The 16,144-nt window shown below is 56.5% G+C and carries 16 protein-coding genes; 5 read left to right on the top strand and 11 right to left on the bottom strand.

Going from position 1 to position 16,144, the window contains the following annotated elements:
- The first annotated feature begins 4 nt into the window (after nt 1-4).
- The gene (locus EV681_RS14980) at nt 5-979 is read left to right on the top strand and encodes a Bug family tripartite tricarboxylate transporter substrate binding protein (RefSeq protein ID WP_130304429.1); all 975 of its coding nucleotides are present in this window, start codon (nt 5-7) and stop codon (nt 977-979) included.
- A gap of 104 nt (nt 980-1,083) precedes the next feature.
- Here the strand turns inward: EV681_RS14980 and EV681_RS14975 are convergent, their stop codons facing one another.
- Both EV681_RS14975 and EV681_RS14970 read right to left on the bottom strand, forming a co-directional pair.
- On the bottom strand, nt 1,084-1,977 hold the full coding sequence (locus EV681_RS14975) for an alpha/beta fold hydrolase (protein ID WP_130304428.1): 894 nt from the start codon (nt 1,975-1,977) through the stop codon (nt 1,084-1,086).
- A gap of 22 nt (nt 1,978-1,999) precedes the next feature.
- On the bottom strand, nt 2,000-2,848 hold the full coding sequence (locus EV681_RS14970; RefSeq protein ID WP_130304427.1) for a DMT family transporter: 849 nt from the start codon (nt 2,846-2,848) through the stop codon (nt 2,000-2,002).
- Nucleotides 2,849-2,947: 99 nt separating this feature from the next.
- On the opposite strand from EV681_RS14970, the gene gcvA reads away from it, so the two are divergent.
- Nucleotides 2,948-3,850, top strand: coding sequence for a transcriptional regulator GcvA (gene gcvA / locus EV681_RS14965; protein ID WP_130304426.1), 903 nt, complete (start codon nt 2,948-2,950; stop codon nt 3,848-3,850).
- A 133-nt stretch (nt 3,851-3,983) separates the two neighbouring features.
- Here the strand turns inward: gcvA and EV681_RS14960 are convergent, their stop codons facing one another.
- Both EV681_RS14960 and EV681_RS14955 read right to left on the bottom strand, forming a co-directional pair.
- Nucleotides 3,984-4,964, bottom strand: a complete 981-nt coding sequence (locus tag EV681_RS14960; protein WP_128392718.1) for a Bug family tripartite tricarboxylate transporter substrate binding protein — start codon at nt 4,962-4,964, stop codon at nt 3,984-3,986.
- 37 nt (nt 4,965-5,001) lie between these two features.
- Nucleotides 5,002-6,039, bottom strand: coding sequence for a glutamate cyclase domain-containing protein (locus tag EV681_RS14955; RefSeq protein ID WP_128392719.1), 1,038 nt, complete (start codon nt 6,037-6,039; stop codon nt 5,002-5,004).
- Between the two features lie 120 nt (nt 6,040-6,159).
- On the opposite strand from EV681_RS14955, the gene EV681_RS14950 reads away from it, so the two are divergent.
- On the top strand, nt 6,160-7,086 hold the full coding sequence (locus EV681_RS14950; protein WP_130304425.1) for a LysR substrate-binding domain-containing protein: 927 nt from the start codon (nt 6,160-6,162) through the stop codon (nt 7,084-7,086).
- Between the two features lie 207 nt (nt 7,087-7,293).
- Entirely contained in the window at nt 7,294-7,761 is a 468-nt protein-coding gene (locus EV681_RS14945) for a nuclear transport factor 2 family protein (protein WP_130304424.1), read from the top strand.
- A gap of 37 nt (nt 7,762-7,798) precedes the next feature.
- Here the strand turns inward: EV681_RS14945 and EV681_RS14940 are convergent, their stop codons facing one another.
- The 6 genes from EV681_RS14940 to EV681_RS14915 form a co-directional block, all read right to left on the bottom strand.
- Nucleotides 7,799-8,392 carry a nuclear transport factor 2 family protein gene (locus EV681_RS14940; RefSeq protein ID WP_130304423.1) on the bottom strand — a complete coding sequence of 198 codons (594 nt, stop codon included), beginning with the start codon at nt 8,390-8,392 and terminating at the stop codon, nt 7,799-7,801.
- Nucleotides 8,393-8,579: 187 nt separating this feature from the next.
- Nucleotides 8,580-9,971: an MFS transporter gene (locus EV681_RS14935; RefSeq protein ID WP_130304422.1), complete on the bottom strand. Its 1,392-nt coding sequence runs from the start codon at nt 9,969-9,971 to the stop codon at nt 8,580-8,582.
- Nucleotides 9,972-10,020: 49 nt separating this feature from the next.
- On the bottom strand, nt 10,021-10,827 hold the full coding sequence (locus EV681_RS14930; protein ID WP_130304421.1) for an acetoacetate decarboxylase family protein: 807 nt from the start codon (nt 10,825-10,827) through the stop codon (nt 10,021-10,023).
- 66 nt (nt 10,828-10,893) lie between these two features.
- A complete protein-coding gene (locus tag EV681_RS14925; RefSeq protein WP_130304420.1) occupies nt 10,894-11,898 on the bottom strand; it encodes a C-terminal binding protein in 1,005 nt (334 codons plus the stop codon).
- Nucleotides 11,895-12,671, bottom strand: a complete 777-nt coding sequence (locus EV681_RS14920; RefSeq protein ID WP_130304419.1) for an SDR family oxidoreductase — start codon at nt 12,669-12,671, stop codon at nt 11,895-11,897. Before EV681_RS14920 ends, EV681_RS14925 begins: the two co-directional genes overlap by 4 nt.
- The gene (locus EV681_RS14915; RefSeq protein ID WP_130304418.1) at nt 12,671-13,426 is read right to left on the bottom strand and encodes a FadR/GntR family transcriptional regulator; all 756 of its coding nucleotides are present in this window, start codon (nt 13,424-13,426) and stop codon (nt 12,671-12,673) included. Before EV681_RS14915 ends, EV681_RS14920 begins: the two co-directional genes overlap by 1 nt.
- A gap of 166 nt (nt 13,427-13,592) precedes the next feature.
- Between EV681_RS14915 and EV681_RS14910 the strand changes: the two genes are divergently transcribed.
- On the top strand, nt 13,593-14,717 hold the full coding sequence (locus EV681_RS14910) for a mandelate racemase/muconate lactonizing enzyme family protein (protein ID WP_130304417.1): 1,125 nt from the start codon (nt 13,593-13,595) through the stop codon (nt 14,715-14,717).
- A gap of 205 nt (nt 14,718-14,922) precedes the next feature.
- On the opposite strand, the gene EV681_RS14905 is transcribed toward EV681_RS14910, so the two are convergent.
- Nucleotides 14,923-15,912 (bottom strand): alpha/beta hydrolase family protein, encoded by a 990-nt coding sequence (locus EV681_RS14905; protein WP_207227078.1) that lies wholly within the window; start codon nt 15,910-15,912, stop codon nt 14,923-14,925.
- Nucleotides 15,913-16,144: the final 232 nt, after the last annotated feature.

Genomic DNA, 16,144 nt, shown 5'->3' with positions numbered 1-16,144 from the left:
CAACGTGAAAACAACCAGACGCCACGTCCTGGGATTGATGGCCGCGCTCGCTTGCGCACCAGGAGTGGCCATCAGCGCCGCAAAATGGCCAAATGAAAAACCAATTCGTATCATTGTGCCGTTCCCACCAGGCGGAAATTCAGATTTACTTGCCAGGGCTATCGGACAGCAGTTATCAGAAAAATTGCGGCAGTCCGTAGTCATTGAGAACCGCTCGGGTGCAGGCGGCTCTATTGGCGCCGCCGCGGCCGCGCGCGAGGCCGCGGATGGCTATACGTTCCTGTTGGGAGATATCGCGACCCAGGTCATCAATGAACTTATCCTGCCAAAGCTATCCTATAGCCCCGAAAATGATTTTGTGACTGTTTCCAGGCTGACAAGTGTTTCGCTCTTGTTTGTCGCCAACCCGAAGCTTGGCGTAAAGAGCTTCGCGGATTTTATTAATCAAGCCAAATCCAACCCAGGTAAGCTGACCTATGCTTCCGGTGGAACAGGAACACCTAGTCACTTGGCAATGGCTATGCTGGCTGCAAACGCCGGAATTGAGCTCGTGCACGTTCCGTACCGAGGCAGTGCGCCGGCGCTGAACGATATCATTGCGGGGGAAGTCGATGTCATGCTTGATGGCGCCGCGACGCAACTGGTGCGAACCGGCAGGTTACAGTTGCTTGGTGTTTCAGGTGAAAAATCGCCCGCCTTCCCCGATGCGCCAACCATCGCGCAAGCCGGTGTGGCAAATTACCGGTTTTCTTCCTGGCATGGGATATTTGCTCCAAAATCGACGTCCACAGAGATCGTGAACAGTGTTGCTTCGGCGTTATCAGACATTCTTGGACAACCTGCACTTAAAAAACAGTTTGCTGACCAGAACATCCAGCTTTTAGCGTCAAACCAAAAAGCGTTTAACGATTTCATCAAACAGCAAAAAGAGGAATTTACCAAGCTGGTTCGAGAACAAAATATTAAGGCTCAGTCTTAGACGTGAATTATTACGAGACGAATATATTTAGGTAGGCATGCGGCACTTCATTAACGCCTCACGGGACTGATTGGGCTCTGGGCAACAGCCTTGTGTGCAGCGCATCAACCTGCCCAGTCGTTAATATCCAGCACAGCCGCAGCGAAGGCGTCGGGCGCTTCTTGCGGAAGATTGTGGCCCGCATTGGGGATGATCCGGTTTTCATGACGTCCTGTGAAGCGCATCGGGTTTGCTGGTCCCTCTGCCACAGGCGTCACCCCATCGGCATCCCCCTCCAGGGTAATCGTGGGTACGGAGATGGGCGGCGCACTGGCCAGGCGCCTTTCCATTTCGTCAAACAGAGGGTCGCCATCGACCAGCCCAAATCGGTGTCGATACGAATGGATGACAACGTCGACGAAATCGGGATTGTCGAACGCCGCTGCGGAGCGGGCGTAAGTGTCCTGGTCAAAGCGCCAGGTCGGCGACCATAAGGACCACAAGAGTTTACAGAATGCATGGCGGTTTTCGGTCAGCCCGGCGCGACCGCGTTCGCCATGAAAATAGTATTGATACCAAAGCCGATACTCTTTTTCCGGACTGGCCGGCTGCACGGATGCGGCAATATCCTGTATGTTGTAGCCGTTCACGGAGACCAGACCACGCACCCTTGAAGGATACAACGCGGCCACGATGCAGGCAGCCCGGCCGCCCCAGTCATATCCGCCCAGCACCGCTTGTTCAATCTGCAATGCATCCAGTAACGCCAGCAAGTCTGCCCCCAGCGCGGCCTGCTGTCCCGAGCGACGTATGGTCTCATCAACAAATCGGGTAGGCCCGTATCCCCGAAGAAACGGCGTGATGACGCGTGCTCCCCGCGATTCCAGTTGCGGTGTGACCTCGTCATAGGCATGGATGTCGTAGGGAAAGCCGTGCAGCAGAACAACAGGCCACCCATCGGCGTTGCCCTGTTCGTGGTAGGCGATCTCAAGCTGTGTGGTTGCTATTTTCTTAAGCATGAAGCCATCCTTTCAGTTAATGTCAAAGTCCCAGGCAAACCGCCCCGCCCACGACGATCATACATGCGAGCCAGCGTTTTGCACTCACGGTTTCCTGCAGAAACAGTCGTCCGATAAGCACGGCAAACACCACGCTGGTTTCGCGTAATGCCGAGACTGCACCTATCGCGCCCGACTGCAACGCCCAGATCACGATGCCGTATGCCGCAAGCGAGCCCAGGCCTCCGATCAGCGATATGCCCGTTGTCATTGGCGCCGTGCGTACCGACGTGAGCAGCGCTGCAAGCCCGCGCCTGGCAACGAACAAAACCGGCATCAGCCAATAGAACAGGAACATCCACGCAGTGTACGAAAGCGCCTGCCCGCCCGATAAGCGCACGCCAATGCCGTCGATCACAGTATAGAACGCGATGATCACACCCGTCATCAGCGCAGCCAGTACGCCCTTGGGCGACACCTGGCGCCCCTGCAGCGCGATCGCCATAATGCCACCCGAAATCATCACGATGCCCAAGGCGTGCAAAGGCCCGATGGCCTCATCTGCGAAGATCGCCGCGCCCAGTGTGACAAACAACGGCGAGGAACCGCGTGCAATCGGATACGCTTGCGCCAGGTCGCTGCGACGGTAGGACCGCACAAGGCTTACGTTGTAGACGATGTGTATCAGTCCCGAGGTGATGATGTACGGCCAGGCCGCACGCGCCGGCAATGGAATGAACAAAATCACGACCGTAGAGACTGCCGCGATGGCCACGCTCATCCACGTCATGGACAGCAGGCGATCGCCATTGCCATGCAAAAGCGCGTTCCAGCTCGCATGAAGCAGCGCTGCAAGCAGGACGAAACCACCAATATAAGCATAGCTGAGCATGCGGGGCCCAAAAAAAAAGTGTAGTAAGAAGTATATCTATCTTGTGCCTGGGCAACAAACCAGATAAATTGACACTTCGTATTAGATATACTATTTCGAATGAAACAAAAACTCCCACCACTGAACGCGTTGCGAGCCTTCGAGGCTGCCGGCCGACTGGGCAGCTTTAAGGAAGCGGCTGCGCAACTGCACGTTACCAATGGCGCGATAAGCCAGCAGGTACGCCTGCTTGAAGCATGGCTGGGCGCGCCATTGTTTGAGCGACATAACCGGCGCGTGGTGCTTACGGCAGACGCCAGAGCCTATCTGGCGCAAATTGGCCCGCTGTTCGAACAGTTGGCGCAGGCCACAGCCAGCTATGGTGTGCCCGCAAACATCTCCCGGACGCTGTCGGTGAATGCATCGGCAACGTTCACCTTGCGCTGGCTGGTGCCACGGCTGGAGAAATTCCGTCGCGAACATGCCAACATCGACGTCAGGGTAGAGACGTCGAACGAGCCGGTGGAAAGCATCAAAGAGACCTACGACGTCATCATCCGCGGCGGCCCGGACACGTTCTATGGCTATTGGATGAGACCGTTCCTGGCTGAGGAGCGGCTGCCGGTTTGCAGTCCGGCGCTCCTGGCGCACCTGCCGCTGCGCGAGCCGGATGACTTGCGACAACATACGTTGTTGCACACAACCAGCCTGCCACGCGTGTGGCCGGACTGGCTGGCAAAGGCACAGGTTGATGGCCTGTCCCCGGCCGCCACCCTGACCTTCGATCACTTCTACCTGACGTTGCAGGCAGCCATCGACGGCATGGGCATCGCCATGGGACCCACTTCACTGGTATCAGACGATCTTGCCGCCGGCCGGCTTGTTGCACCGTTTAGCGGCCCACGCCTGCCGTCACGCAGCTATTGCACTTACGTTCCGGATGAGAGATCTGCAGATGACGTTGTCGTGCTGTTCTGCAAATGGCTGGAGCGCGAGGGGAAGTGCAATCCACCGGATGACTGATCGACGGCAGCAAACAACTTGATTGACATCCTTTCCGACCTGAAGGCCATCCCCATCTATTTGGGCAGCCCCAGTCCTTTTTGCGCAATCAGGCTGGGGTAATGACTGGAGCAACAAACCCTTGCGTCCAACATTAATTCAACTGAATGCCCATCTTCTTGACCAAATCTCCATAATGTTGCTCGTCACGTCGCAGCAACTGCTTGGCTTGCTCCGGGGTGCTACCTACCGCTTTGGCGCCGGCCCCTTCCAGGCGCTCACGCACATCATCACGCGCAAGCACCTCGGCCACTGCCTCCTGCAGCTTGGCAATGAGCGCAGCAGGCGTGCCCTTGGGCGCTAGCAGGGCAGCCCAGGAATCAGCGGAAAAATCGGGGAAACCGGATTCGGCTATCGTGGGCACGTTGGGGAACTGGGACAAACGCTTTGGACCGGCCGCGGCCAGAAGCTTGAGCTTGCCGCTCCTGATGTGCGGCAATACTGCGCCCAACGTATCAAAGGTGATGTGGGTGCGCCCCGCAATCAGGTCCGCATGGGCCTCGCTGCTGCCCTTGTACGGCACGTGCAGCATGCCCAATTTGGCCATATCGCTGAACCACTGGCCGAACACATGCACATTGCTGCCGCTGCCGGCAGACGCGAAGACGATCTGCTCTTTGCTGTTGCGGGCATATTCCATGAACTGGGCAAAGGTGCTGACAGGCAGTTCGGCAGAAGCAACCATCACAATGGATGTAGCCGTTACCTGGGTAATCGCCTCGAAATCATCCACCGGATTAAATCGCAGCCGGGGCATCAGCGCGCGGCTGAAAGCGTGCGAACTCACCACCAGCCCCAGCGTGTGACCGTCGGGCTTGGCGCGTGCAACCAGCATGGCGCCGATCGTGCCGTTGGCACCTGGGCGGTTCTCTACCACGACAGTCTGCCCGCCCAGCTTGCCCGGCAGATGTTCGGCCAGCAGGCGCGCGGTGATATCGGCCAGGCCGCCTGCTGGATAAGGCACCACAATGCGAACCGGTTGCGTGGGAAAGTCGATCGCCTGTCCCATGACTGCAGAAGAAGCTCCCAACAAAAGCGTAACGGGTAGCAGGCAGTATTTAAAAAATGTCTTCATGTGTGTTCCTTGTCATCAAGGCCAGGCAGGCAGTGCGTCAGCGGTCAATGACGCCATGCGACAAACCCCGGTCAGGATCGGCAATATTGACGCGAATCATGTCGCGCAGCAACTGCGTGATGCTCATAGAACTTTCCCCCTCTGTTCCGTCAACAATGAAACGCGAGGTACAGTAACGCATTTCCCAACCGCCCGCATCCAGGCAAGCGGTAACGATCTTGCGCTCCAGTTCGGGCGATTGCACCAGATCCTGATTGCGACACAGAAAGCCCAGCATGGCACTGATACCGTAGGCGCCCCAATTGGAAATAGAGGCTGGCAGGAACACATCTGTGGCTACCACCGTGGGCACGCCTACGCCCCCTTCGTACTGGCAGCGACGACCGTAGGGATGAAAGTCCTTCATAAAAGCATGCACACGACCAAAACCGATCTCGTTGGCATTATCGCCAATGCCGATAGAGAACACACCGCGCTCGCTGGCCTGCGCAAAGAGCGGCGCGACATCCACGTAGTTTTTGGGCACCACGCCGGTAGAGTAGTGGATAATCCCCTGCTCGTTCGGCCCCAGCCGCTCAATTGCGATGATGGCCTTCGGTTGGTACTTGTCGAACATGCGGCGTGCCCAGTCGGATACGTCCGCCTGATCGGTGGGCGCGGTCTCTAGGCAGGCGCCCATGCGACGCGTGCGAGCCAATGCAGCATCGCGCACCATGATGCCCGCGGCCTGGCTGGAGGCCACAACTGGCGGCGCATGGCATTCTTCGGTGATGAACACCGGCACAGCCTTCAACCCCCAGAACAAAGCACGGGCGATAGAGGCAGCACCAGGCGGGCCGTCGCTCTCTCCGTTTGGCGCCTCCGGCGCATAGCCGGCGCCGGTCACAATGAAAACGGCATCGCCGGGTGTGACACGCTCGAATAATCCTTCAGCAGCACGGGTGGTGATGGGGCGGCCACCGCCCTCGCGACGAGCCTCGTCATAGATCTGGCGGATGATGTTGTTATTCATTCCGCGATTGCGCATTTCTACGGTGACCAGGCGGTCCACGTACTCGCCCATGATATCTGGCATGGCTTTGCTCCTCAATGTCTGTCAAGTCAGAGGCCAGTATATGAGTGGTTATGGATAAAATCTAATACAATAATCGACGATGTAATAACAAAATATTATCCAAAATACCAGGATTCCAATATGGCTCGATCCTTGAATTTCCGGCAGTTGGAGGCTTTCCGGGCGGTGATGCTCACCGGCGGCATGACGCCAGCGGGCAAGTTGCTGTTTATCTCGCAGCCAGCCGTCACGCGATTGATACGCGACCTTGAGGCCGACCTCGGGCTGGCCCTGTTCGTGCGTCGCCATACCCAATTGGTCGCAACCGAGGAGGCTCACCGGCTCTATCGCGAGGTAGAGCGCTACTTCAGCGGCGGCGATCGCATCCGTGAGGTTGCACGTACATTGCGCGAAACCCGCGATGGGCAGTTGCACATTGGCGCCATGCCCAATCTGGTCGCTACCTGCCTGCCCGGCGTGGTCAGTCGCTTTTTGCTGGACTATCCCAACGTTGTAGTGTCCATTCATTCGGACAGCTCCACTAATTTGATGGCTATGCTACTGCATGGTCAACTGGACCTGGCCTTGGCCATCCCGCCCGACACCCTCCCGGACCTGGAGCATGATGTGTTCGCCCCTATGGAGGCCGTATGTATTATTCCGCCCGCTCATGCGCTGGCACAACATCGCGTCATCAATGTGACCGACTTGCACCAGCAGGATTTCGTGTCGCTGGGCGTGCATAGTACCCTGCGCATGCGACTGAATGCGCTGATGCACGAGTTGAACGTGCAGCCAAGGGTGCGTCTGGAGACCGCGCACTCTTCAACAGTGGCGGCCTATGTCCGCGAAGGCGTCGGCGTGGCCGTGGTGGATTCGTTCGCAGCCATGGGCCCGGGTAGCGAGGGGCTGGTAGTGCGCCCGCTCAAGCCCGACATAGCAGTCCGCTTCTGTGCCCTCTATAGGCACAGCAAGCAGGCCCTGCCTATGGCGCGCGCCTTTGCCGTCACCTTGCGCGATGCGCTCGATGAAGGAAAACACCATCTGTCTCAGGCCATGAGCAGTTAGAAATTAACAGGTACTTGTGTTCTTCTGAATAGCGGTTTCTGACCACGCCCTGCGGCCTGTCGGCAAACGACCAAGCATCATGCTAATGTCAGACGTAATATCCGATTGATCACAACATAGGCGCTCTTTTTTGTACGATGGTCTGTAACACGACTATTGGATGCCGTGGCTCGGTAAGCAGCAAATTACACTTGAAAGGAGTTCGGTTTGAATAACGCTTATCTGTATGAAAGACTCGCGATCCATGATCGCCTGTGCCATTTCCAGAGCGCTTTTGACTTACAGGACTGGCAGTTGATGGACCAATGCCTGTGGCCAGAACTGCATGTCGACTATTCGAGTTTCAGGAACGATGCGCCACGGCTTATGTCCAGCGGCGAGTACATCGCCTTGCGTCAGGCGGCCCTCAGCGAACTGAGAATGCAACATAACTTTTCCAATTTGCTCGTTACCGTGTCCGAAAATGAGGCAAGCGCCAGGTGCAACTACACGATTCTTCGATTCAGAACTGTCGATTGCACTTCAGGAGCTGATTTTTTCCACTCCAGCGGCAGGTATTATTTTGATCTGAAAAAGCACGACGGACAGTGGCGAATTTGCGGTATCAGGCAGGAACTGATTGCTAATCACGGAACACCGAGTCTGCACAAAGGCATCATTCCCAAGTCGGCATAATTAAATATCAATGATAATTTGATATATCCAAAATTCGTTATTTCTTCGACGTCAACGATCGCCCATGGTGGGGAACCGCGAGCGCGATCAACTCCCACAACGGATCATCCCGCCCTCGTGTTGCCACCTGCATCCCTTCCGCAAACTGCGGTCCTTCCGGCACATCCTCCAGCAGTAACGACTCATACGCCACGACCCGATTAGCTATCTTCCACGCCTCTTCCCGCTTTTCAAACCTATCCAGATACCGACACCGCACCTGCGTTTGCTGGCCGCTGCCGCACACTTTCAGCCCGACACTCGAGGCTGACGCACCGTCACCCGGCTTAAGCCGTTGGTATGCCACGCAGTAGGTTTCCACCAAAGCGACATCGTCGCCGCGCCAGTCGATCAGGCAGTTACCCAGCAGGTGCATGGATTGCGCCACGCCTTCGTGGCGGCGGGTTATCCACTGAATCAGGCCGTCAATATTGCCGTTGTAGGTGCCGTGATAGTCCATGGCGTCAGTGTGGTAAACGCCTCGCACCACGTCAAACTCGCGTCGGTCCACGCCGCGACAATACAGTTGCAATACGCGCTTGATTTCGTCTTCGGCGCGCAGGCGCTGCAGGAATTGTTCATTTTCGTTCATGGTTTATGCTTTGCAAATGAGTCCGGTTTTTTTTTGCCCGGCTATGCTTAGTCCGTCATATCAAAAAATATTGAATAAAATCAACTCGCCATTGATGCATCAACCCGCCTTACGTCAACGACCGCCCATGCCGGGACACCGCGAGCACCACCGTCCCCGTCCCGACCAACCTTTCGCTGCTCTCACCTCACGTTTGCAAGACAACCTCTTCGGCAGGCTGCTTGTTATGCCGCAGTGCCAAAATAGCAAGGATTGAAATAGCGCACAGTGCGATCAAATAACCAACAAGATAGGTGGATTGGCCACCAGCCTGTGCAGTAAGCCATGTCGCGATAAAGGGCGTCATTCCGGCTACCGTAGCCCCATTCATTTCCCGCACAAAGGTGATCCCGGTAAAGCGATAGCGGGTCGGGAACAGCCCGGTCAGGAATGCGCCTTGCGACCCTGCAACCGAGCCAAACCCCACACCGTAGCCGATAATCATCGCCAAAGTCGCCAGGATGATATTTTTCGAATCCATCAACCAGAACATGGGCGCCGCATAAAGCAGGATAAACAGGGTCCCTAGTACATACACCCTGGCATGACCGAAACGATCGGATATTTTTCCCATAATGGGCGTACAAACAATGCCGGCGATGGCAGCTAGGATAATGACATTCAGGGCATCGGAATTAGAAAAACCCAAGTTATTTACCATATAACTCAAGGCAAAACTATTGAGCGTATAAGTGGCGGCGTTGGCCCCAGACATGGCCAAAAAGCCGCATAGCAATACCTTGGGCTGCTTGCGGAGCACCTCACCAAGTGGAATGGAGGCTGCGCGTTTCTGCTCGCTGGCATGTTGGACGGCCCTGACATACTCAGGGGTTTCTTCCAGGCTCCTGCGAATATATAGCGCGACAACGACGAGCACAGCTGAGAACAGGAAGGGGATGCGCCACGCCCATGTCAACAGATCTTGTTCAGGCAACTGGGAGATCAGGCGAAAGATGATCGATGCCAGCAGCAAACCAACCACCGTAGCCGACAAGACAAAAGCAGTGTAATACCCCTTCTTCTTGGCTGGAACATATTCCGCCACAAGAATCAGGGCGCCTGCGTACTCCGCGCCGGCCCCGATCCCTTGCAGCAGACGTAACACGACAAGTAACAGGGGCGCCATGATACCGATCTGCGCATAGGTGGGAAGCAGGCCGATAGCGATCGTCGATAGGCCCATCAGGGCGATCGTGAAGACCAGCGCGGGTTTTCGGCCTTTTTTGTCCCCAAAATGAGAAATGATCAGGCCGCCAATCGGACGTGCCAGAAATCCGACAGCCAAGGTCGCAAACGAGGCCAACGTACCGGCTGTCGGCGATAAGGACGGAAAAAATAGTTTGTTGAAGATCAGGCCAGAGGCCACGGCGAACAGCACGAAGTCATACCATTCGATCACTGTGCCTACGATCGCGGCCCACAAGACACGCCTTATTTTTTTGGGCGTGATGTCGGAATGGTCGGCTTGCGTTTGTGGCATCGCCAATTCGTTACGGGTATGGCGGGCTGAGTCGGTTATGGACTCTTTATCCTGGGGCATGATTGTCTCCTTTGTCGTATTGAATGTTTTTTTTGTCAAATTCGCCACATTAGGTATGGTTCAAATTGTTGTTTAAGTCAGGCGCCAGATAGTCATGCAAAACCTTGCCTTGCACTAGCGTGAAGTCCGCGCGCCAATAGAAAGCACTAAGCATTTCCACAACCGGCAATCGGTAAACAGGCGCCTGGATGTTCGGCCGAAGTTCGACAGTGCAATCTCCCTCCCAGCATTCGTGCACAACCACGTCGGTCAGGCTGCGGGAGGTCAGTTGCCGAATGGCGGGTGAACCGTCAATATGATCGATCGCCTTCAGATTGAAGTTCTTGCTGAAGTCCATCAATTTGGAAAGCGTGGCAATGTCGCCTCGTTTTTGCTTATAGGCCATTGTGCCGGTAATGACATCGATGCCATTTCGGGATACTGTGGCTACCCATGCATCGTCCCGAACCTCGAGCCGAGGGAGCCCGAATTTCTTGGGTTGGCCATGGATCTCGCGACCGTGCGCCACGCCTACGTCTGAACTCAGGTAGAGGTATGGCGAGTAGGCACCGCTGACCTGCTTCGAAGGCAGCTGGGCGCCGAACATCACATTGGCTTCTCCATAAGGCCCGAGCCAATCGGTGTCGTTCATTTTGTAAATATGAATCAACACCACGTCCCCAGTCAGTTCGAGAGGCGGTGGAAGCAAGTATCCCATCTTGTCGGGGTCCGAACGATACGCCAGGGTGAGCACCTCAACGTTGCGAAATCCGAAGGGAAAAGGAGGAACCGTGGGCGCATCCAGTGGGGTGGAAAAACCGCTGGTACAAATTTCATCGATCGTGACACGACGCTTGGCACTGGTGTATTGGGGCATGCTGTTCTCCGTTTATCCATACATAATGCTGTTCGATAGGTGCATAGCTAACGCACATTCATCCGGCTAGCGCTCCGTCTGTTGGACCCGAGCGGCAGAGCCAGGTACCGGACGGCGCGGCGCGAGACCAGACAGCAATCGCTCAATATCGATTGCAGCAAGCTCCTGAAGTCTGACAATGGCGGTATCGGAATACCAGGCGGCGTGCGGTGTAAGAATGAGATTCGGAGCGGCTCGAAGCGGTGAGTGCGGCGGCAGTGGCTCTGTCTCAAACACATCAAGGGCAGCGCCGCCGATCAAGCCTGACGTTAATGCCTCGGCCAGCGCCGCTTCATCGATCAGCTGACCGCGCGCGGTGTTGATAATCATGGCGTTGGGTTTCATGGTGCGCAATGAGTGCGCATTGATTACATGCGTCGTCTCGGCTGTGGCGGGCGCATGAAGCGAAAGCACATCGGCCTGTCTGAACAGCGCCTCGCGATCGACTTTGGTCGCTCCCATTTCAGCTGCGCGCGCTGCATTCACCTGCGGGTCCGACACCAGAAACCGAAAGCCGAAGGCCTGCAACCGCGCAAGCACCAGGCTGCCGATGCGCCCCATTCCCAGGAAGCCTATCGTCGTCTCACCTGAGGGCTTGATGGGCTTGGCCACTGCGACTGCGTTCCAGTCGCCCGCCCGCACCGACGTATCCAGCTGCGGCAGCTTACGCAATGAGGCCAACACCAGGCAGGCGGTATGGTCGGCTACCTCATCTGTGCAGTAATCCGGCATGTAGCCTACGGCAAAGCCGCGCCCGAATGCCGACGGCAGATCAATATTGTCGTAGCCGATACCATAGCGGATGATGCCAGCGCCCTCGGCCATGCCTGCGATTGCCTGCTGGGTGAGCGGCGCAAACTGCACAAGCGCTACATCTGCCCCCTGCACCGCCCGCTCGACCTCCTGTGGGCTTTTGCATTGGCAGGCGATAAACTCGGCACCCAGTTTCTCGGCTGCTTCACGCTCGGCCGCCACATCAGGAAAGGTGTAATCGGTCACCACGACTCGGCTTTTTTTCGGCGAGAGGCTCATCTGGATTCCTGTGCGAAGCGTGCAAATTCAGGGTCGCGCACGTCGATTTCGATCTTTGCAATCTGGCTGCGCGCATCGTGCCCACACAACCAGGCAGCAACAGCAGCCGTCACGGTGGGTGGGGTCAAGTCATGCTGGGGGATCTTGCTCAGGTCGTTCATGCCGGAGGCTCGGATAGCGCCCTGCATGGTCGTGTCAGTGGGCGGAATACCAAGAGAAAAAACGCGTATTCCCTTGCTGCTGTATTCAAGATCAATGGCGCGCGAAAGCATCACCAGCGCAGCCTTGCTTGCGCAGTAGGCGCTCCAGCCTTCCAGTGGCCGGTACGCTGCGCCCGAACTCATGTTAATGACGGTGCCGTGGCTCTCCAGCAGCAGTGGCAGGAAAGTCTGGACACAGCGCATAGCGCCGCCGGCATTGACCGCGAGCACCTGATTCCAGGCGTCAGCGTCCAGGTCACCCAGCAGCCCGATGGGGCGAATCACACCGGCGTTGTTCACGAGAACATCGACCCGACCGAATTCACTGCTGGCCACGGTCGCCGCCCGAGCGACGTCTGCCGTGCTGCGAACGTCCACAGCCAGCACCCGCAGTCGTGCACCATCCACTGCCTTCAAGCCATTGAGTTCGGAATCGGCTTCTGTGCCAGGCTCCACTAACGCCAGGACAGATGCATTGGCTCGCAACAGCTGACGCACGACGGCAGCACCAATGCCACGGCCCGCACCAGTTACCACGACAGTAGCGCCATCAAGACGGGGAAGTGTGCTCATCAGGCATCTCCTTGCGTAAATGCGTGTTCAGATTGCCGGATGGCCGCCATCGACTCGCGGGTGGATTCCAGAACGTTGCTCATGTGTTGGCGCATCGCATGCTCGGCGGCTGCGCTATCGTTGGCGCCTAATGCCGCGACAATGACATCATGGTCAAGCAGGCTCTGGGCGATAACCTCCCGTGATTCGGAAGCAGTGGTGCGAAATTCCAGGCCAAGCGTATTGAGACTGCTCGCCGCACGTGACAGAAACGGGTTAGCACCCAGGGCGTGGATGTACTCATGGAACGCAATGTCGAGTTTTCGATATGCTTGTGGGTCGTCGATAGCGGCCCTTTGCTGCTCAATCAGCTGCAGCAGGAAGGCCACGTCGCTGGCCTGTGCGGCCTTGGCTGCCCGTGCGGCGATACCGCCCTCGATCAGTTGGCGCGCGTCGTACAGCGTATCAACCGATGTTTCCTCTAGGGAAAGAAAGAACTGCAACGGCCCCAGGAGCGCCTCAGCACGAAGACTGGATACAAAAATGCCACCGCCATGGCGCGTTTTGAGCACACCCAGTACCACGAGCGCCCGCACCGCCTCGCGGATGGTGGGCCTGCTCACGCCAAAGGACTGCGCCAGCTCGCGTTCCGACGGTAAACGATCATCGGCTTTAAGGTTTCCAGCTCGAACCATCCCGAGCAACTGAGTCACCACCTGTTCGGAAACCGGCTCGCGTTCAACGCTAGTGACTTGAAATTTAGAGGCTGACGGCATACGAATATATCCAAAAATTAAAGAAACCAGTACATGGGCATGTCGGGTACTGCGTGGTTTACAGCAATCTTAAAAGTGGACAGGCCACTTGGTCACTTGACAATATTTTCATTAAACTATAGTCTTTTTTACAAGTCAAGAACCAAATCCACCGGAGACCACTCATATGAAACTTGCCCGTTTGAAGACTTACGTTCTGCGTTATGTTGATCCGAACGACCTGAACCGGGAACGGATGACAGTTCTGGCACGGCTGGAAACAACCGATGGCGTAGTCGGATGGGGCGAGGCGATTGCCATGTGGCCCGAAGCCTGCCGGGCAACGGCGCTTTTGATCGAAGAAGGGTTTGGGCCGTTGCTGTTGCAGACCGGAGAAACCAGCGTGGCGCAGTGCTGGCAGAAAATGCGCGATCATAGTTGGTGGTACGGAGAGGGCGGCATTGCTTCCTTCGCGCTCAGTGCGATCGACATGGCGCTTTGGGACATACACGGAAAAATCCAAGGTCAGCCGCTATCGGCGCTTTGGGGTCAGCATCACGATCGGCTGCCCGCCAACGCAAGTTGCCACGTCAATAAGGAAAGCCTTTCGGCCTGCATCGACGAGGCCATGGGATTCTTCAGCGCCGGCTTTCGCAGCGTAAAACTGGGGCTGGGCAAAAAATCGCTCTCCACTATCGGCCATGATCCCGAAAGTAGTATTGCATTGGTCGCTGGCCTGCGACGCGCGGCGGGGCCACACGTGGAGATCCTGGTGGACGTGGGCAACGGGCTGCGCTGGGACGCCGATACTGCCGTCGACTCCGTGCGCCGCATGTCCGAGCACGACATAGGCTGGGTCGAGGAACCGTTTTATCCCACGCATCTGAAGGACTATCGCCTGCTTAAGGCCGCAGTAGCCGTGCCTATTGCCAGCGGTGAACGCGAATGGACAGTCGCGGGCTACCAACGCCTGATCGACAGTGCCACGGTAGATGTGCTGGGCATAGATCCGGCACGCGCGGAGGGCATTACCGGTTTCCGGAAAATCGATCAATGCGCCGGAGAAGCCGGATTAACAGTGAATGCACATGCCTGGAGCACAGCAATTACCACCGCAGCCAGCCTGCATCTTTCGCTCGCCTCTCCAAATACGCGTTTATTCGAACTCAAGCCATTCCCTGTGGCCGTTCAACAGGAACTGGTCGCCACACCGGTCGCGCAAGTAGACGGATTTGTCACGGGACTGAGCGGTCCGGGGCTGGGCGTAGAGGTAGACGAAGCCGCTGTGCAGCGGCTGAGTTACCAAGGGTGAATAAAGCCAGTAGATTGGCCTCACATAAAGTTGACTCATTAAGTTGGCAGCGAGCGACGGTATGCCACTGGGTTTGCAACTCATCAGAAAGCCGGGAACCGACCGGCAGTTGTTATTGACCGCAGATCAAATACATCAGAACATTGATCATCGAACTGCCAAAATCAGCACCGGGTGATCTGGCACGCAACAACGGGTCGGAAAATCAACCCTTTACGTTCTGATTAATCCAGCCGGCCAGCCACTTTCCGATTTGGATACTATGCTTGTCTTGCATCAGCATATGCGAGGCGCCTGGCATACCGACATCGCTCAACATGACATTTTCAGCCTTGGCACCGGCCTTGTTCGCAGCTGCGACAAATTCCTTACATGCCTTCAAACGTGGCACCCAGCGGGGAGACTGGTTCACATAATCACCCCATAGCACCAGAACCGGCATGCCCTTGAGCGAGGACAAATCACTGTCAGCCGCAGGGCAGGCACCGGGTTCAATGGACACGATGCCGCGGATACCGGCAGGGTTCAGTTTGGCCGTCTCAAAGGGATAGATGCCTGACTGGGAGTGGCTGATCAGCACTGCGCCATTCACTTTTTTAGCCAGTTCCGACAATGCGGGTACGGTGGGATTGGGTTTGGGCAAGGCATTGAGCCAATCGGGCACCATTTGCTTCCAGAACTCTGCCTGTGCGTCTAGCGGGAACTGCATGCCGGTGAAAACCTCTGGGTACTTGGGACCGAAGCGGAAAATTTGCCAGGCGCCCTCTTGCGCTGCGCCAAACACCTGCGGCAGCTTGTCAGCGGACTGGCGCCCGCCCTTGACCGCTACAATGGCCGACGGATCGGCCGCAGACCGGCCCCGCGAGGCTTGATCCACCACGTACGTAGGGAAGCCCTTGCGCACGAACAACTCATCCCAGCCCATACGACCATCCGGCGTCGATTCCCACGTCTTGCCCGTCAGGCAGCAACCATGAATGAAAACCACAGATGTTTTTTCCGCATTCACCGGCTCCTGATAACGCACATACACCTGGTTCACTGTGATAGTGCCTGAAGGCGCGTAGGCAGGCAAATTCGAGAGCGTTTCTGATTTGACATTCTTTCCACCCACAAAGAAACTGCCTTGTTTGGCGATGGTCAATGGGCCGCTGTCACTGCGAGTAGACGCGCAGCCGACCATGCCGGCGGCCATGGCCAAAGTTACCGCTATTGCTTCCCAGTCTCCATTATTTATAAGTATTACGAAAGATTATAGGGCAATCATTCCCGGAAAAGAAATGTGCGGGATCGCCGTAGAACGCGGGGTCAATGCTGAACTCGTTGGTAATCACAATCATGATATGAAGCAGGTACACTTCCGCTGATGTCGTTCACATTGCCAGTGCCCGGCAGGCTGGCCTGGACAGCCAGGACTCGATTGAAAT

The organism is Advenella incenata (assembly GCF_004217095.1).
Classification (GTDB): domain Bacteria; phylum Pseudomonadota; class Gammaproteobacteria; order Burkholderiales; family Burkholderiaceae_B; genus Advenella; species Advenella incenata.
Note: the sequence above shows the minus strand (reverse complement) of the source record. Positions and strands in the feature narration are given on the sequence as shown.